Below are 17,798 nucleotides of genomic sequence, written 5' to 3' on the forward strand. Positions count from 1 at the left end.
AAATAATTTCCCGGCAGCTTCTACTCAAAGAACGAGGAGTTGTTTTCACTTATAGAACCAACGATCAACTGACCATCTGTTTCGATGAGTGATATATGAACATATTTATATATTTTCAAGGAAAGCTCATGGGAAAAAAGAAACTGACTGTTCGTGTTAGCTATAGTTATGAACCTAATCGGTTAGCAGAATTGTACTTATTAGATGCATATAAAAAACTAGCATTAAATAAACAAGTAAATGGGAGCCAAAAGGAGAAAATTTTTGAATGTAACAATAGAATCAATTTAAGGGGGAGCAATGATAACTGTTAGTCTGTACGCGAGAGTTTCTTCAGGAAAACAAGTGCAAGGAGATACAATAGCAAGCCAAATTACTGCTATAGAGAATAAGATTAGTGCTGATGGACATAAATTACTAAGTGAATATAAATTTATTGATAATGGTTATAGTGGCTCTGATATAATACGTCCTAGTTTAGAAAAATTAAGAGATCAAATAGCAGAAGGTAATATTAATAAGGTTTATATTCATTCTCCTGATCGTTTGGCTCGCAAATATGTACATCAAATGTTATTAGTTGATGAATTTAAGAAATTGGGTGTAGAAACAGTTTTCTTGAATTGTCAAATTGACGATAATCCAGAATCTCAATTACTATTACAAATACAGGGTATGATAGCAGAATATGAACGTGCAAAAATTATGGAACGAAGTCGTAGAGGCAAGATTCACGCAGCCAATAAAGGCAGTATAAATGTAATGAGTGGAGCTCCTTATGGCTATCGTTATATAAATAAGCATATAGGAGGAGGACAAGCCTTTTTTGAAATTAATGAAGAGGAAGCTGAAGTCATTCGTAAAATGTTTTTTTGGGTGGGAAGGGGAAGAGTAAGCATTGGAGAAGTATGTCATAGATTAAGAGCTATGTCCATCGTAACACGAACAGGAAAAAGGTATTGGGATAGGAGTGTAGTCTGTCGTCTATTACAAAATCCTGCTTATAAAGGACAAGCAGCATTCGGTAAAAAAAAGCTAGGAGTAAAATTAAAACACGTAAGACCACAGAAACGCTCTTGTGAGCAACCGAAAGACAATTATTCTACTTTTCGTACTGATAAAGAAAATTGGATTTATATTCCTGTACCTAATATTATAAACGAAGATTTATTTGATATAGTTCAAGAACAGCTAACTGAAAATAAAAGAATAGCTAGGAGAAGACGAATGGGAGCAAATTACTTGTTGCAAGGTTTAACAGTATGTCAGCTTTGTCATTATGGATATCATGGTATTAGCACTTGCTCTAGCGCTCGTCGAACATATTATCGTTGTACTGGTACGGAGCGAGGTCACTTTGGTGGCAATAAAATGTGTAATAATAGAATGATTCGTACAGATGTATTAGACGTGGCTGTATGGGAAGAGGTAAAATACCTATTGAAAAATCCTACTCGGATATTAGAAGAATACAAGCGTAGACTTTCAGAGATTAAAAAATCACCATTAGATCAAAAAAGTGACTTTCTTGAGAAAAAAGAAGATCAATTAAACTGTGGCATTGCAAGGCTTATTGATGGCTATACTCAAGGATACATCAATGAAGAAGAGTTTAAACCAAGAATTAAAGCAATGAAACAAACCTTACAAATGATCGGAGAGCAAAAGAAAAAGATATTTGATCAAAAAAGACTTGAACAAGACTTAACTCTAGTGGTGACTACTTTAGAAGAGTTTTCTTCTAGCGTTAACTCAAGTCTTGATAACGCAGATTGGCTAACTAGACGTGATATCATTAGAACATTAGTTAAGCGAATTGAGATTAACCATGAAGACGTGCATATCGTGTTTCGAGTAAAAGAGCTGCCAGACTCTTTCACACACAGTGGAAAAGCGGACCAAAGTTTATTGCAACATTGTTGCAGGAGTCAATGCAGGAAATTGGTACAACCTGATCGAAGAAAAGAAAGGAAATATAATAGACCTTTGGACTTTAGTTAAAGGTAATATAGATTCTGCTGAAACATGGTTGAACGGTAAAGATGAAAGAAGTTCCATATTACAAGAAAAACAAAACGAAGAAAAAGCATTTTCTGTAAACCATTACTTAAATGACAAATCACCAATGCCACAAGATATAATAGGCCCAAGAATTTTGACACCAGGTGGTCTTTTGGTCATAGGTGGTACTCCAAAGATTGGCAAAAGTCATTTTCTTCTTTCTCTATTAGTACATCTGGCAGCAGGAAGATCATTTCTTGGCATGAAGCCTACAAGACCGCTAAAAATATTCTATCTACAAAACGAAATGGAATATGATTACATTAGAGAACGTATACAACAACTCAACAAACTTCCTCATTTAGCAACAGAAAACTTAATTGTGACGAACAAGATGAATTTGACCTTAAATGAAGAAGGTATAGAAAAAATAAAAAATATGGTAGAGGAAAAGTTTGATTTAGTTGTGATTGATTCTCCTTATAATTCCGTTAACTATGGTCTGCGGCATGCAATAGAAAAACTACGTTCCAAGATTAATCCTATGGCTGGAATAATCATCACAAATCACACCAAAAAAGTACCTACCTCTATATTGGAAAAGAATCCATTTCAAGCTCTCGTTGGTGCTAACGCTTTAAGAAGTTTTTATACATCTGGAATAGTAATATTTCAACCCAATAAACGTACAAATATCTTGCAAGTAGTATATGAACTTAGAAACGGTAGATCTATACCAACAAAATTCATCAATAAGATTAATGGATGTTGGAAAACTGCTAACGTTATAGCTAGAACATAAAAATTCTTCAGGTAGGTATGGATATTTATTGTTCACAAAGAAATGGACATTATAAATTATTAGGGAAGAAAGAACAGTTAAGAACTCAACTCCTATCAAATATAAGGTCATGTCTTTCTTATTTACTGCCAAGAGGAACTTTTCGTGGTGATAAGTTCTATGTAGGTGATCTAAAAGGCAATCAAGGAAAAAGTATGATAGTGGAGTTAACTGGCAGTAAAGCCGGATTATGGCATGATTTTTCTACCGGAGAAGGAGGAGATATTTTTGATCTTTGGGCTGCTGTTACTGGAAAAAATCAATTTACTGATACGATAGAAGATATTGCTAAGTGGATTGGTTATTCGGGAAAAAATAACACTCTGGGGCAACCAACGGCATCATGGAACTATTACGATGAAAGTGATCAAGTGATTGCTACAGTTTATCGTTATAACACTGATTCAGGAAAAAGATATCTTCCTTTTGATGTAAAAAGGTCTAGTTTTACTCCACCACAGATCAGGCCTTTATATAATATTTCAGGTATTATGAAATCTGATAAGGTGATTTTAGTTGAAGGTGAAAAGTGTGCAGATGCTCTGATAGAGCAAGGTATAACTGCCACAACTGCAATGTTAGGAGCAAATGCACAAATAGAAAAAACAGACTGGTCACCACTTAAGGGTAAGCATGTTATTATTTGGCCAGACAATGATGAACCAGGTAAACAATATGCTGAGAAAGTTGTGAAAAAGCTTACTTTTCTTGGTGTTTTATCACTTACTCTTCTTGAAATACCTGACAATAAACCAAAAGGATGGGATTCAGCTGATGGTATAGAAGAAAAGATGAATATTCCTGAATTCATTGAAAATAACTCGAAAAAAATCATCGTTAAGCAATTGCTTAATATTCAAGAATGGAGCGTAGAACGTTTTATAGGTCCAGTACCAGAGCAAAAGTTTCTTGTTGAAGGGTTATTTCCTTTAGGAGTAACATCTATTCTAGCTGCGATGGGAGATACTGGCAAAGGTATGCTTCTGCTTGATTTAGCACTGAAAGTTGCGAGTAGAAAAGATCAGCCATGTGGTTTTGGTCCTTTAGTTACTGAACATGGATCTGTGGTAATTTTCTCAGCAGAAGATGATATGAGTGAAATACATCGTCGTTTAGAGCGTCTTGATTCGCAATGCGAAAGATTAAAATATAAAGATAGGCTCTTTATTGTACCATTACCAAATGTTAGTGGATCACTTACAATCATAAAGAGTGTTTCAGGTAAAGTTATAGAGACTTCTCCTGAATTTGAATCTATAACAAAACAACTTAATAAAATAAAAGACTTAAAATTAATCGTATTTGATCCACTTGCATCATTTGTGCATGCTGATTTAAATACTGACCCAGCCGTAGGCGATTATTTGATGTCTTTATTATCTGATTTAGCAGGTAGCACTGGAGCATCAATAATTACTGCCCATCATATGAGAAAGCCAAAAAGTGAAAAACCTATATCGACTGTTGAGCAAGCACGTGATGCCATTAGAGGTACATCTGCTCTTGTTAATGGTGTTAGGTGTTCATACGCTTTTTGGTCTGTGGAAGATGCAGCTAAACCGACAATTTTTAAATCAATAGGAGAATCTGTAAGACAGAACGCATTATTTTATGGAGCAATTGTTAAAGCAAACGGTTTGGCTGATCGCACTTTACGCACTTATTTAAGAAATGAAGAAACAGGATTGTTAGAGGACATAACTGAAAGATTAAGAATAAAAAATATGAACGAAAAAGATTCAAAGCAGCATCTTATAACTGCAATTACACGAGCAGCAATTTCTGGACATCCATTTACCCATACAGGAAGTACAGGAGTGTATAAACAGCGGCATAGACTACCTGAGGAGTTTCACAGTATAGGAAGAGATAGAATGGAGCGTATAGTTCAAGAGCTGTTACAAACACGGAAGCTGGTTAAGGGAATGGCTACTGGTTCAAAAGAAGATAAATGGCTTGACATTCCTAGCGGACCATTTGCTCGCGGCGTTGGAAAGTTTAGCTGTGGAGCTGAGCTATTCTCCTAAAAAATTTTTCTGATATAAAAAAATATTTTGATTTTTGCGGACGAATTTTGAACTCACCGTACATATATAATATAGGGGGCTTAATTAAAAATGTCAATACTCACACAATCAGGAAGAGCAGCAATAGCAGCAAGTATAAAAGAGCAGTCTATCCACCTTGCTTGGGGAACAGGTGATACGAGCTGGGAAAGTAGCCATCAGGTCGAAAAAGTTTTTATTGAGGGTGAAATAGCTCTAGATCACCACACTATTAAAGATGTAAGGGTTTTTACAGGACAAACAGTGTATCAATCCAGTATTGACTATATAGTTGAGAGCAGTAGTGGTATAATAAAACGTACGAAAAACAGCTCTATTGTAGAGAATAGTACAGTAACTATAGAATACATTCAAGACACACCACCAGAGTCCATTACATCTCAAAAACTGCTCAATGAGCTTGGCAGACGTACTGCAGATGAAGTGCTATTCTGCACAGGTGATGAAAACGGCGAACTTATAACTCCTTCTGGAAGGTTTAGGCCCTCAAATGTACCAACTAATAATCTTTTTCTCAAATTCACTTTCGATTTCACGGACGCAGCAAATCAAGTGATACGGGAATTAGGAGTTATGGTTGGTACAAAGGTAAAAGAAAAGTTGCCTCCTGGACAGAGATATTTTGAACCACAAGATATAGAAGACCCAGGGATCTTATTAGTTTTAGAACATACTGTACCACTTATCAGAACATCTGCAACTCGGGAAACTTTTTCATTTGTTGTAACTTTTTGAATTTTTCTAGCATAAAATGACTTTAAACGCCTATTATAACCGCTTTAATCCTGACAAAGAATACGAAAAAAGCTTGTTTCTTGCAGGAAGAGGTCTACAGTCTGCAGAATTAAACGAGACTCAGGAGTATGCTCTCTCTAAGCTTAAAGGCATAGGCGATGCAATATTTCGTGATGGCGATGTTATAACAGGAAGCAATTGTATTATAGATGGGGAAACTGGTAAAGTTACACTTGAGTCAGGAAAAATCTATCTTCGTGGAGCAGTTAGAAAAGTAGAAGCAAAAGAGTTTGTTATTCCACTGAGTACCACAGTGCGTATCGGTGTTTATTATCTAGAATCTACGATTACAGAACTTGAGGACGAAAATCTTCGTGATCCTGCTGTTGGTACACGTAATTATCAAGAAGTAGGAGCTGCAAGACTTAAAGTTTCCACCATTTGGGGTTATCAAGCAGAAGGTGTTTCTTCCACTTTTTCTGTAAATGGCGAATTTTATCCAATTTATAACATTGAAAATGGAGTATTGATAGAACATTCACCGCCACCACAAGCAAATATAGTAACTACTGCTCTTGCTCGTTATGACAAAGAAGCCAATGGTTCCTACGTCGTAAATGGTCTTGAAGTAATGTTCCTGCAAAAGGAAGAGGGAGAAGGAGGAAAAAAAATATTTGTGATTAATGAGGGCAAAGCTCATGTTGATGGCTATGAGATTGAACTTCCTCACAGTATTCGTGTTTCTTTTGATGAAGATCCGGATATAAAATCAGTTGAATCAGAACCACATACTTTTCAGCCAAATAGCCAAAGAGTAATGGAACTGAAGGTTAATGATTTTCCAATAAGTGAAATTAAAAAAGTAGATATAACTGTTCAGAAAACCATTACTGTTACTCATGGTTCATACTCTGGAGCTATTGATCCGATACCTGACTCTGCAGTACTTGAGATTATTCAAGTTAAACAAGGCAATGTTATTTATGAAAATAGTATAGATTACAAATTAAACGCAGGAAACGTTGATTGGTCATTACCTGGTAAAGAGCCAGCTCCTGGAAGTAGTTATCAAATAACTTACCGCTGTCGCACTCATATAAGTCCTGAAGATATAAATGAAGAGGGATGTAAAGTAAGGGGAGCAGTTGATAATAGTCTGGTTCTAATTGATTACACCTGGAAAATGTCCCGCTTTGATTTAATTACTATCGATAGCAAAGGAGTGGTAAGGAGAATAAAAGGAATTTCCCACTCTTGGAAACCATCGATGCCAAAAGCGCCTAGCGGACAACTTTTGCTCTGCTACATTCATCAGACGTGGAAAAAAGGCGAAGGGGTAAAAATAGTGAATAATGCTATTCATGCTGTACCGATGAATGAGCTTGAAGCAATGAAAAAAGGAATAAATGATCTTTATGCGCTGGTTGCACAGGAACGTCTACGCAGTGATGCAAATTCAAGAGAACCTACCACCAAAAAAGGAGTATTTGTTGACCCATTCTTTGATGATGATATGCGTGATCAAGGAATTTCGCAGTCTGCAGCAATAGTAAATAGAGAGCTAGTTCTGCCAATAGATGTAGAAGTTGCAGATATTGAAAAAGGTGGGGAAAGATATCTTTTGCCTTATAAACTTGAACCGGTACTGGAGCAGCTTTTACAGACTAAAGGAGAAAAGATCAATCCATATCAAGCTTTTGATCCAGTCCCGGCACAAATTACTCTAAATAAAAACATTGATCACTGGACGGAGGTAAAAACAAATTGGAAAAGTCCAGTAACCAGAGTATTTAATGTTAAAGAAACGACAGAGCTGCTGTCAAGTACTTCATACGAAGCTGAATTTATGAGAGAAGCAGTACAGAATTTTGAAATTGAAGGTTTTGAGCTAAGTGAGAAGCTTAAAGAGATAAAATTTGACGGAATAAACATTCAACCTATAACTTAAAACTGGAAAACCAAATGTTAACAGCTAACAATCAGGGAAAATTAAAGGGAAAGGTGAAAGTACCAGCAAATATTCCAGCCGGTACTAAATTAGTGCAATTTTACGGGGATAAAGGAAGTTATGGAGAAGCAACTTATACTGGTAAAAAAACAATTACCATAGAGGAAAGAAGAAGAGTTATCACAGCAAGAAGAGTTGATCCTTTAGCACAAACATTTACTTTAAATGAGAGCAGACACATAGGGGGTCTAGATTTATGGTTCACAAATAGCGGCAAAAAACGTGTTGTTGTGCAGATTAGAGAAACAGCAGTGGGAATGCCCTCGCAGACTGTCATTGCTGAAAGTTGTATTGAGCCAAAAGATATAAAGATAGATGGCACAGCAACACGTATAGAGTGGTCACCAGTGTTTTGCCATGCAGGAGAGGAGTATGCGATAGTACTACTTACTGATGATGCAGATACTGCAGTAAAAATAGCAGAGCTTGGCAAGTATGATGCAGTAAATAGCCGTTGGGTAACAAGTCAACCATATCAAGTAGGAGTATTACTGTCATCTAGCAATGCAAGCACCTGGACTCCACATCAAAATTTAGATTTAACGTTTCGACTACTAGCTGCAAAATTTAGTGAAGTTTCTTATGTTGTTGACCTGGGCAAAGTTACTGTAAATAATGTATCAGATTAAATTGTTTTGACGAACGTCGAAAAAGTAGCATTTGATACCAATGTAGAATTTATTCTGACAGATGAAGAGGGAAGAGAAAACTTTTTGTCTGATAATTTGCCGCTCGCGCTGCGTGAAAGAATAAATGGGGAATTAACGGTAAAAGCAAGCCTAAAAGGAGGGCGAGAAAAAAGTCCTGTTCTCTATCCTGGGTTACAGCTAGTTCTGGGTAATCTTTCAGAGTTCGGAGATTATGTTACAAGAAGCATTACAGCAGGAGCTAACACTAAGATTACCATAACATATGATGCGCTGATACCTGGCACTGCAGATGTTAAAGCATATGTACAAAAAAACGTGGATTGGCAATTAGTAAATTTAACATCAGGAAAACCAATTGGAGAAAATTTGGTAGAGAGAACTCATGTGCTATCAAATTTTAATGGTAATGATACAAGGATAAAATTGGTTTTAAGTGGAACGGTTGTCTATCGTCCAAAAGTCAAAAATCTACGAATCATTATCACTTAGCAGAATGTCAGATGATAAAACAAGTAGAGGATACTCTTTGCCTCATCCAGAAAACATTGCTGTGCAAGATGTTGTTCGTATCCGTACCACAATTAAGAAAATAGATGAAGATATTACCGAAAGAGAAGATGAGCATAATCAACTTAAGAGTAATTTTGAGCGGTTTAATTTTGAGACTTTTTTAAATTTTTGGAAATGAAAGAAGCAATATACCAAAGGATAAAGGATTTAGCAGCAAACAGCACACCTGATCAACTGGCATATCTTGCAAAATCGCTGGAATTGATAGCAGATAAAAAAGCTATTGCTGACATTGTGCAGATGACTGAGGTAAAAGAGATAATTGATGCACTACAAAAGAGGCTTAAGGATTTAGCAGCAAACAGTACACCAGATCAATTAGCATATCTTGCTAAAGCATTGGAATCAATAATCGACAAAAGTGCAGTTTCTGAAATTGTACAGATGACAGATGGTAAGCTAAAAGAACTTCTTGATAGTGCAAAAAAACACTTAACTGATCTGGATAATAAAAAAGCTAGTTCTTTAGCAGTGATCTCTGAATCAGAGAAGCAGTTATTAAAGAGAATTGATGAAAAAGGAACAACAAATTTATCGCTACTTGATACGAGAAAGAATGCCAATATTGCAGCAATAAATAGCATTAGTAATAGTCATAAAGATGGTCTTAAAGGTTTAGTAGAAGATTTTCGTGCTGTTAATAATGTACCATCTGGCTCATCAATTATTGGGGAAATAGAAACTCGTGATAACCAATTAAAAACATCCCTGATAAATGAGGTAAAAACTCGGGATGAACAGTTAAAAGCGTCTCTTATAAATGAAATAAGAAAGCGCAACATGGTTGAACCAGGGTCATTACCTTTCTTATTTGGTGTACTTGGCAGAAAAAATAATTATTTTGGCCACGGAACTTTTACGACAGAGCTTGGAAAGTGGAGTAGTGATATAACAAAAACTGACTATATGTTACAACTACTAGCAGGTAGCCATATGTACAATACAGATTACGTTAGTTTTTATCGGCCAAGACAACTAAGTTTTATAGAGGGAAGTAAAGGAACATTTATTTACGGAGAGTTATGCACAAAAAGCTTTTCGGGTAGTTATGATGAGATATACTATTACCCATATGCTGCACTTGGAGTAGTATTTGTAAAAAATACAACCAATGTGAACATAAATAAAGCAATAGAATTTGTTGGATCATCGTATTCGAGTACGGAGTATGGAGGTGCAGGATTATTTGTGGGAACACCAGATAATACCAATTCTAATAAATCAAGAATTTCAAGAATAATATGGAAAAATGTTTACCAATACACGAGTTCTGATAGCAAATTAGCTGGATCTGGTAATGTGGAGATTCCAGCAGGAAAAACAGTTGCAATATTACTTTACACATCATCTTACCTGTATTCCAGAACACAAGTTAGTCAAGGTATGCTTGCATCAAATTATGTACACAACTATGGTCAATTTATTCAGTGGGGGATTTATAACATACGTAGCAATTTTCTCACCACAGGGCTTGAGGTAGATGTGGAAAGGACGCTCAGGGGTTGGCAATGTCCAGGGTTAGAACGAACTGATCAAATATGGCAATGAGGAGGAATTTGTGACTATTTATATACGTTTTGAAAACCACAAGCAGATTGAAACAACAATACTTGAAAACAAGCCAACAGGAAATGATTGGTATGAAGCGCCAAAGAATTTTGATTGGCAAAAAAGTTATTGTTTAACAGAAGGAGGAAAAATTGCTCAGCGAAATCAAGAAGATATTGAGTTGGAGTTACTGGATAATGCAAAGCTTTCTGCACTTCGTTTTTATTTTAATAACTATACTAACGAATACGCTGGAAATTCTCACCAAAAAGCTAAATCGTATCAAATACAAGAAAAAGCCGCAAAAAGCATTCTAGCAGCACCAGAGTCTATAAGTAAAAAGGATACAGAAATTATAGAACCATTAGCAAAAGTCCGTGGTATTACAGTTATTGAAATGGCAAGAATAATTGAAGAAAAAGCAAAAAAAGCAGTAAAAGAAATAATTAAATGTGAAGAGTTGGAAGACATTACCAAGAAGAAAATTGCAGAAGCCAAAAGTAAAAATGAGCTAGAGAACTTACTAAACGATTTTAAACAAAAGATACAAAGAAATGGCTGAAGAATTTTTACACGGAGTAAATGTTATTGAGGTAACCTCAGGAGCAAAGACAGTACGTACAGCTAAATCATCAGTGATAGGTGTAATCGGTACTGCACCTGAAGCTGATGAGCAAAAATTTCCGCTAAATAAACCAGTGTTAGTTGCAGGAAGCTTAAAGGAAGCAGCAAAGCTCGGAAAGAGTGGCAGTTTACCTTCTGCAGTAAATGGAATATTTTCCCAAATCGGTGCAACAGTAGTAGTTATTCGAGTTGAAGAAAGTGAAAACAGCGATCCAAAATTAAAAGAAGAAGAGACGCTGAAGAATATAATTGGAGGAGTTGATAAAGAGACTGGAGAGTATCAAGGGATAGAGGCATTCCTCAGTAGTGAAAGTATAGTTCATGTTGCCCCAAGAATATTAATTGCACCTCAGTTTACTTACCAACTACCAGAAGATGCAGTGGTTGCAGCATTAATTCCTATAGCAGAAAAGCTGAGAAGCATAATAGTAGCAGATGGTCCAAATACCAATGATGAAGAAGCAATCAAGTTGCGTAAAAGTGTTGGCAGCTCAAGAATTTACGTAGTTGATCCATGGGTGAAGGTACTTATTGAAGGAAAAGAAGAAATCTTGCCAGCAAGTTCTTTTGTAGCAGGTTTAATAGCTAAAATAGACAGCAAACAAGGCTTCTGGCATTCACCTTCAAATAAAGAGATAAATGGTATTGTTGGCACAAGCAGGCCTATTGATTTTAGCTTAGGTTATGCAAATTGCAGAGCAAACCACTTAAATGAAAATGAAGTAACAACGATAATTCATCAAAACGGCTATAGGCTTTGGGGAAATAGAACATGTTCAAATGACTCAAAATGGGCTTTTCTGTCAGTGAGAAGGACTGCAGATTTAATCAATGATAGTCTACTTCGAGCTCATTTATGGGCAGTTGATCGCAATATCACCAAAACTTATATAGATGATGTGATTGAGGGGGTGAATTCTTATTTGGCCAATTTAAAAGTACAAGGAGCGATTATTAGCGGAAAATGTTATGCAACTCCAGAGCTCAATACACCAACAAATATTGCAAGCGGGAAAGTATATTTTGATTTCGAATTTACACTACCATATCCGGCTGAGCAAATAACATTCAAATCTCATCTCGTAAATAATAGTGTAATAAGTTAGGAGAAAGCAAAGTGTTACCGAAAATACTGAGAAATTTTAACGTATTTGTAGATGGTCGTGGTTATGCAGGAAAAATAGATGAAATAACCTTGCCGAAGCTTACCATAAAAACCGAAGAGTACAGAGCTGGTGGTATGGATATTCCAATAAATATTGACATGGGCATGGAAAAGCTTGAAGCAGACTTTACTTTTGCTGAGTATGATTCAGAACTATTTAGACTTTTTGGCTTGATAGATGGAAACTCAGTATCTTTAACGCTCCGTGGAGGAATGCAAGGTAATGATATTGAAGCAGTAATAATCAATTTAAGAGGCATTTTTAAAGAGTTTGACTTTGGCAACTGGAAACCTGCTGAGAAAGCAACGCTGAAGTGTACTGTAGCTGCCCATTATTATAAACTTACTATAGGTGGTAATGAATTAATAGAGATCGATGCTGAAAATATGATTAGAAAGATAAATGGCGTTGATCAAATGGCCTTGCTACAAACGATTCTAGGGATCTAATATGGTTGACAAAATTACATAAAAATGTTAAAATATAAGAAGTTGTAGGTATATAGTTAATATGGATTCTAAAGCTCATACAAATTCCATAGAGCAGCTAACTGGTTTACTTGTTAGTGTAGCACAATCTCAAGACAAGTCCGTTTTAAAGTTATTAACTGAATTAATGGAAGAAGAAATTGAAGATATGGAATTATCTAAGATTGCTGACGAACGCTATAAAGAAAAGAGGGTTAAACATCAAGATGCCTTCTGGGATTAAGCCTTACAATATAGACTATTCAGAATCTGTTATAAAGAAAGACATTCCGGCTCTTCCAGCAAAAGTAAAGTTAATGATTAAGAAGGCAATAATGGAGCGTCTAACAGTTGATCCAATTGGACTTGGAAAGCCATTAAAGCATAACTTAAGTGGACAACGTAGTCTACGGGTGAGTACCTATCGTATACTTTATTATATAGATGTACCAGAACATACAGTAGTTATTACTTCAATTGAACACAGAAAAGATTCTTATCAAAGCTAATCCTATTTATAGCACCATACAAAGAAATTAGTTATGTAAAAGCCGATATAGACTTTTATTTAATTAACTTTTTAAGGAGGAACATGCAAGCTATAACACTTAATAACCCAATAACAGTTGATGGAATTTCTGTCTCAGAACTTACTGTTAGACGTCCAAAAGTTAGAGACTATCTTGCAATTGAACGCTTAAATGGTAGTGACCTTAGTAAAGAAGTAACTTTGACTGCCAATTTGACATCAGTTGCAAAAGAAGCAATTGAAGAGTTAGATATTGCTGATTATGTGAAAATTCAAGAGGTATTAAAGGATTTTTTTTCACCGATTATCCAAAAAACTTGAGATTAGAAGTATTAATGTTCAGCTCTGTTGTAGGAGGCGGGGTTGAACAAATACTTGATATGGAGATTAATGAATTTATCTTATGGCATAAAGCAGCGAGGAAGGTACAATGTCAACATTATCTATAAAAATCGGAGCAGTTTTAGATGGCAGTTTCAGTACTGTAATAAAAGGAAGTAGCAGTCAACTTACTCATCTTGGTGAGAATATAAGAAAGCTTGACTCATCTTTAAAATCAGTATCAAAGTTTAAGCAGTTAGGTCATGATGTTTTGACTAGCAAGAGGTCATGGAAAGGCTTTGAAGATCAAGTAAAATCTTTAGCTAAACAAATGAAAGCGGTAGAGAAACCAAGCAAAACTTTAAAAGCTGAGTTTGATAAAGCTAAGTTTTCTGCAACAAAAGCAAAAGAAGCATACTTAAAAAAGAGAGATGCTTTGCATTCATTTAATGAAGAAGTAAGAAAAAGTGGAAGAAATATTAAGTCATTAGTAAGTGATCAATATAAACTTGGTTCTTCTATTGAAGTGCTAAAAGGTAAGTATGGTAAGCTTGGGTCTGCAATACGTAGTCACCAAAGTTTTTTAGCAAGCAAAGCACATTTTAAGTCACAAATTATAGAGACTATTGGGCTAGGGCTAACGCTTGCAGCTCCAGTTAAAGTTGCGATTGACTTTGAAAGTGCTATGGCTGATATTAAAAAAGTAGTAAAGTTTGACGATGAAACAAGAGAAGTTGACAAATTTGCGCAGAAACTAAAGGAGATGTCACGTACTATACCATTATCGGCAGCAGAGTTAGCACAAATAGCTGCAAGTGGTGGTCAACTTGGTATTGACAAAAATGATCTTATGAAGTTTACAACAGTAGTTGCCAAAATGACCACAGCGTTTGATATGTCGGCAGAAGAAGCTGGTAACGCTATAGCAAAGATCTCTAATGTCTACGGAATTGGGGTTGATAAAATGGAAAATGTGGGTAACATAATAAACCATCTTTCAGATAATACTGCTGCCAAAGCTAAGGAAATGGTTTTTACACTGAATAGAATTGGTGGTAATGCTAAACAGTTTGGTTTAGAAATTGATCAAGCAAGTAGCTTAGCAAGTGCATTCATAAGTTTAGGTAAACAACCTGAAAAAGCAGCAACTGCTATAAATAACTTTCTTAGTAAATTACAGACCGCAAGAGAGCAAAGTCCTGAATTTCACGATGCATTAGATGAGATGGGAACAAGTATAGAAGAGCTCGAACAAACTATTAAAAAAAATCCTCAAGAGGCAATATTGCAATTCCTTGAAACTTTAAAAAGAATAGACGATCAAGAGCGTGCCGGTATTCTTATGAATCTATTTGGTGCTGGGTTTCAAGATGACATTGCTCTTTTAGTAGGAAGCTTAGACATTTACAAGAAAGCTATTGAACATTTAGCTGATAAAGAAAAATATAACGCTTCAATGCAGGACGAATTTAACAATCGGGCAAATACTACAGCTAATAAATTACAATTACTTAAAAATGCAGTATTTGAAGCTGGTATGAATCTAGGGTCAGTAATGTTGCCTACTTTAAATTATGTAGCTGGAAGTTTGAAAGCAATAACAGAGCGTATAGCTTCTTTTGCAGAAAAATATCCAACTTTAACTACGGCAATCATGAGTACTTTAGCAGCTTTGATAAGTTTGAAAGTCTTAGTAGTGGGAGTAGGCTACGGAATTACTTTATTAGGAAGTACAATTTTTGGTCTTAAAGCAACGATATTGGCAACATTTTCATTTTTATCAGCTATAGTTTTTCCTGCAGTAGTAACAGGACTAAGAGCAATAACACTCGCTGTAATGACTAACCCAATTGGACTTTTAATAGCGAGTCTTGTTGCTGGTGCAGCTTATGTTCTAACTAACTGGCAAAAAGTGAAAGACTTTTTCTCTAGCTTTTGGAAATCACTCATTGAACCTATAGGAAAAGCTTTTTCATAGATGGGAAATACAGTTAGTAGCATATTTGCTGAGAATAGCCCGATTAGAAAATTTGAAAATAATGGAAATTTTGTTAATAAGCTTTCTAAAAATAGCATTTTCAGTAACGGAAACCCATTGACAAGTAATAGTGCTATTAAACAATTTTCAGAAAATAGTAAAGGCAATTTTGAGAGTTTTAAAGTTAAAGGTGTTATAGAAGAAAAAAGAGCTATAGAACAAGAAGAAGTTGAGAAAGCATTCAAGAAAAGTAGATGTGAAAATAGTGAATCGAAAGTATATAACCAAGCATTCTATCAAACGTTTAATATCAACATTAAATCTGAAGATGTGCGCAGCGTTGCTGATGCAGTAATAGAACGATTTAGAGAACAAGCACGTGGGGCACTTTTTGATATAGTTGAAGAGTTACATTGATGTTGCTTGGAAAATGTAAGCTTGAACCAATAAGCCTAAGATACAGTAAAGAAAAAAGGTGGTATACAATTGAATGTATTGAAAAAACGTTGCTACAAAACATTGGCTCAGGAATTGAATGTATTGATCTGACAGGAGTGATTTATCCACATTATCAGAGTAATGGCTTAGAACAGCTAAAAAATATACGTGATACTCAAGAACCACACGTTCTGGTTGATAATTCAGGAAATATACTTGGGAATTTTGTTATTATTAGTGTAGAAGAAAAACAGATATTATTTTTTCCTGATGGAAAACCAAGAAAAGTTGAGTTTATTTTGAAGTTAAAAAGTTACAGCAAGTGATTTATTATTACACTAAAGAAAACGAAATATTAGATGAAATTTGCTGGAAACATTATGGATACAGTAGTGGAGCAGTGGAGGAAGTATTGCTTGAAAATCCAGGCCTTGCAGAACATTGTAAGTCAAAAATATGATATAAAGGAAATAAGAGGGAAAGATAACCCTACTCACTATAGGGATAGGGTTATCACGGGCGTGTGCGACCGGCAGAATATTGGTATTACAACCGTGTCCATCAAGGTACACTAGCCCATCTCTCGATACGTTTGAATAGTTGTGTGGGACATGTATATGCACCCGTTTACAATCTTAAATTAATTAAACTATCGAGGTTATAATGATTACATCTTATCAAAATTTTATTGGCATTGATATCGGGAAATTTAAAAATGTTGTTGCAGTTCACGAACAGAAGAATACTGTAGGATTTGACAATAATACTTCTGGCTGGCAACAATTGTTTCAAAAGTTTTCAGATATCCTACCTAATTCTTTAGTAACTTTAGAAAATACAGGAAAGTATGAGCTTGGTTTATTACATTTTCTTGTTGACAAAAATATTGCCACACATCGAGCTAATACCCGTAAAGTAAAAAGCTTTATCTTGTCTCACGGAACTTTAGCAAAGTCTGATAAATCAGATGCAAGAGCTCTTGCTCAATATGGATTTGAACGCCACAGCACTATCTCTCTATTTGTACCCACTTTTGAAAATCAATCAACCTTGGTTGCACTTTGTCAACGTCGTGATGACATTACGCAAATGAGAGCTCAGGAAAAATGTAGACTGGCAGCACCTGAAAATGACCATATAAAAGAAAGTTGTCAAAAAACTATCGAATTCTTTAATATTCAAATAGATGAACTCAATAATACTATACAAAAAATTATTGATGAAAGCCGTGAGTTACAACAACGTCAAAAAATCCTAAAAACAGTTCCTGGAATAGGTCCAAAGTTATCTCAAGATTTTCTCTGTTTAATGCCAGAGCTTGGTTACTTAAGCAGGAGAGAAGTTGCAAGCCTTGCTGGGGTTGCACCTTATCCAAAAGAAAGTGGTAAAACTATTGGATACCGAAGAATAACAGGTGGTAGAAGCAATGTTCGTGCAAAACTTTTTACATCTGCCATGGCTGCTGCAAAGTCCAAATCTGTACTTGGTGCCTTTTATTCTAAGCTTGTTGAAAGTGGTAAGAAGAAGATGGTAGCTATAACAGCTCTAATGCGTAAAATTATAGTAATTGCTAACGCAAGGCTTAAAGAAGCAATTAATTTGAATATTTAAAATTTACATAGCAGTAATTGAAATGAATATTGTGAACAAGCACGTCCGCACAAACTTAAAGTGCTTATTCACAATAGCTTAAACGGAAATTGTTGCAGCAGCTGTTTGATATAGAATTCTGTTTCTATGACAAACGGGTTTTTATTATCTATATGGTTGGGTAAAGTTGCAAAATTATACAAATAAAAAATTTAAAAAACATAGTTGATGGAAGTTTTTTGCCCGCTGGATTAAGAATTAAGCTT

18 protein-coding genes and 2 pseudogenes are annotated in these 17,798 nt (G+C 35.4%); all 20 read left to right on the forward strand.

Annotation, left to right across the window (positions count from 1 at the left end; translation table 11 throughout):
- The first annotated feature begins 95 nt into the window (after positions 1-95).
- The gene (locus tag ABWU38_RS07325; RefSeq protein WP_341819653.1) at positions 96-314 is read left to right on the forward strand and encodes a hypothetical protein; all 219 of its coding nucleotides are present in this window, start codon (positions 96-98) and stop codon (positions 312-314) included.
- A complete protein-coding gene (locus ABWU38_RS07330; protein ID WP_353272760.1) occupies positions 301-2,001 on the forward strand; it encodes a recombinase family protein in 1,701 nt (566 codons plus the stop codon). Before ABWU38_RS07325 ends, ABWU38_RS07330 begins: the two co-directional genes overlap by 14 nt.
- Positions 1,886-2,803: an AAA family ATPase gene (locus ABWU38_RS07335; protein WP_353272761.1), complete on the forward strand. Its 918-nt coding sequence runs from the start codon at positions 1,886-1,888 to the stop codon at positions 2,801-2,803. Before ABWU38_RS07330 ends, ABWU38_RS07335 begins: the two co-directional genes overlap by 116 nt.
- Before the next feature lie 17 nt (positions 2,804-2,820).
- Positions 2,821-4,869, forward strand: a complete 2,049-nt coding sequence (locus tag ABWU38_RS07340; protein WP_353272762.1) for an AAA family ATPase — start codon at positions 2,821-2,823, stop codon at positions 4,867-4,869.
- Between the two features lie 90 nt (positions 4,870-4,959).
- The gene (locus ABWU38_RS07345) at positions 4,960-5,643 is read left to right on the forward strand and encodes a hypothetical protein (protein WP_353272763.1); all 684 of its coding nucleotides are present in this window, start codon (positions 4,960-4,962) and stop codon (positions 5,641-5,643) included.
- Between the two features lie 16 nt (positions 5,644-5,659).
- Entirely contained in the window at positions 5,660-7,591 is a 1,932-nt protein-coding gene (locus ABWU38_RS07350) for a DUF4815 domain-containing protein (protein ID WP_353272764.1), read from the forward strand.
- A 14-nt stretch (positions 7,592-7,605) separates the two neighbouring features.
- A pseudogene (locus ABWU38_RS07355) lies at positions 7,606-8,790 on the forward strand (hypothetical protein).
- A gap of 4 nt (positions 8,791-8,794) precedes the next feature.
- Complete coding sequence (locus ABWU38_RS07360; RefSeq protein WP_015589010.1) at positions 8,795-8,989, forward strand: hypothetical protein; 195 nt, start codon at positions 8,795-8,797, stop codon at positions 8,987-8,989.
- A complete protein-coding gene (locus ABWU38_RS07365) occupies positions 8,986-10,419 on the forward strand; it encodes a hypothetical protein (protein WP_353272765.1) in 1,434 nt (477 codons plus the stop codon). The genes ABWU38_RS07360 and ABWU38_RS07365 overlap by 4 nt, the downstream gene beginning before the upstream one ends.
- Positions 10,420-10,429: 10 nt before the next feature.
- A complete protein-coding gene (locus ABWU38_RS07370) occupies positions 10,430-10,981 on the forward strand; it encodes a hypothetical protein (protein ID WP_353272766.1) in 552 nt (183 codons plus the stop codon).
- Positions 10,974-12,149 (forward strand): phage tail sheath subtilisin-like domain-containing protein, encoded by a 1,176-nt coding sequence (locus tag ABWU38_RS07375; RefSeq protein WP_353272767.1) that lies wholly within the window; start codon positions 10,974-10,976, stop codon positions 12,147-12,149. The genes ABWU38_RS07370 and ABWU38_RS07375 overlap by 8 nt, the downstream gene beginning before the upstream one ends.
- 11 nt (positions 12,150-12,160) lie before the next feature.
- Entirely contained in the window at positions 12,161-12,658 is a 498-nt protein-coding gene (locus tag ABWU38_RS07380; RefSeq protein WP_010082216.1) for a phage major tail tube protein, read from the forward strand.
- A gap of 61 nt (positions 12,659-12,719) precedes the next feature.
- Complete coding sequence (locus ABWU38_RS07385) at positions 12,720-12,920, forward strand: hypothetical protein (protein WP_007303020.1); 201 nt, start codon at positions 12,720-12,722, stop codon at positions 12,918-12,920.
- A complete protein-coding gene (locus tag ABWU38_RS07390) occupies positions 12,904-13,185 on the forward strand; it encodes a type II toxin-antitoxin system RelE family toxin (protein ID WP_010082215.1) in 282 nt (93 codons plus the stop codon). The genes ABWU38_RS07385 and ABWU38_RS07390 overlap by 17 nt, the downstream gene beginning before the upstream one ends.
- 83 nt (positions 13,186-13,268) lie before the next feature.
- Positions 13,269-13,526 carry a phage tail assembly protein gene (locus ABWU38_RS07395; RefSeq protein WP_010405430.1) on the forward strand — a complete coding sequence of 86 codons (258 nt, stop codon included), beginning with the start codon at positions 13,269-13,271 and terminating at the stop codon, positions 13,524-13,526.
- Between the two features lie 109 nt (positions 13,527-13,635).
- Positions 13,636-15,504: a phage tail tape measure protein gene (locus tag ABWU38_RS07400; RefSeq protein WP_353272768.1), complete on the forward strand. Its 1,869-nt coding sequence runs from the start codon at positions 13,636-13,638 to the stop codon at positions 15,502-15,504.
- Positions 15,505-15,921 (forward strand): hypothetical protein, encoded by a 417-nt coding sequence (locus tag ABWU38_RS07405; protein WP_353272769.1) that lies wholly within the window; start codon positions 15,505-15,507, stop codon positions 15,919-15,921.
- On the forward strand, positions 15,921-16,268 hold the full coding sequence (locus ABWU38_RS07410) for a phage tail protein (RefSeq protein WP_353272770.1): 348 nt from the start codon (positions 15,921-15,923) through the stop codon (positions 16,266-16,268). Before ABWU38_RS07405 ends, ABWU38_RS07410 begins: the two co-directional genes overlap by 1 nt.
- Positions 16,265-16,384, forward strand: a pseudogene (locus ABWU38_RS07415) (tail protein X); the annotation flags it as partial. The gene ABWU38_RS07410 and the pseudogene ABWU38_RS07415, both read left to right, overlap by 4 nt.
- Positions 16,385-16,605: 221 nt before the next feature.
- Positions 16,606-17,553: an IS110-like element ISWpi12 family transposase gene (locus ABWU38_RS07420; protein WP_007302573.1), complete on the forward strand. Its 948-nt coding sequence runs from the start codon at positions 16,606-16,608 to the stop codon at positions 17,551-17,553.
- Positions 17,554-17,798 lie beyond the last annotated feature (245 nt).

The sequence above is a fragment of the Wolbachia endosymbiont (group A) of Urophora cardui genome (assembly GCF_964028435.1).
Lineage (GTDB): Bacteria > Pseudomonadota > Alphaproteobacteria > Rickettsiales > Anaplasmataceae > Wolbachia.

Coding starts and splice junctions, on each gene's coding strand:
- ABWU38_RS07325 (WP_341819653.1), top strand. CDS start 96: ATGAACATATTTATATATTTTCAAGGAAAGCTCATGGGAAAAAAGAAA.
- ABWU38_RS07330 (WP_353272760.1), top strand. CDS start 301: ATGATAACTGTTAGTCTGTACGCGAGAGTTTCTTCAGGAAAACAAGTG.
- ABWU38_RS07340 (WP_353272762.1), top strand. CDS start 2,821: ATGGATATTTATTGTTCACAAAGAAATGGACATTATAAATTATTAGGG.
- ABWU38_RS07345 (WP_353272763.1), top strand. CDS start 4,960: ATGTCAATACTCACACAATCAGGAAGAGCAGCAATAGCAGCAAGTATA.
- ABWU38_RS07350 (WP_353272764.1), top strand. CDS start 5,660: ATGACTTTAAACGCCTATTATAACCGCTTTAATCCTGACAAAGAATAC.
- ABWU38_RS07360 (WP_015589010.1), top strand. CDS start 8,795: ATGTCAGATGATAAAACAAGTAGAGGATACTCTTTGCCTCATCCAGAA.
- ABWU38_RS07365 (WP_353272765.1), top strand. CDS start 8,986: ATGAAAGAAGCAATATACCAAAGGATAAAGGATTTAGCAGCAAACAGC.
- ABWU38_RS07375 (WP_353272767.1), top strand. CDS start 10,974: ATGGCTGAAGAATTTTTACACGGAGTAAATGTTATTGAGGTAACCTCA.
- ABWU38_RS07385 (WP_007303020.1), top strand. CDS start 12,720: ATGGATTCTAAAGCTCATACAAATTCCATAGAGCAGCTAACTGGTTTA.
- ABWU38_RS07390 (WP_010082215.1), top strand. CDS start 12,904: ATGCCTTCTGGGATTAAGCCTTACAATATAGACTATTCAGAATCTGTT.
- ABWU38_RS07395 (WP_010405430.1), top strand. CDS start 13,269: ATGCAAGCTATAACACTTAATAACCCAATAACAGTTGATGGAATTTCT.
- ABWU38_RS07400 (WP_353272768.1), top strand. CDS start 13,636: ATGTCAACATTATCTATAAAAATCGGAGCAGTTTTAGATGGCAGTTTC.
- ABWU38_RS07405 (WP_353272769.1), top strand. CDS start 15,505: ATGGGAAATACAGTTAGTAGCATATTTGCTGAGAATAGCCCGATTAGA.
- ABWU38_RS07410 (WP_353272770.1), top strand. CDS start 15,921: ATGTTGCTTGGAAAATGTAAGCTTGAACCAATAAGCCTAAGATACAGT.
- ABWU38_RS07420 (WP_007302573.1), top strand. CDS start 16,606: ATGATTACATCTTATCAAAATTTTATTGGCATTGATATCGGGAAATTT.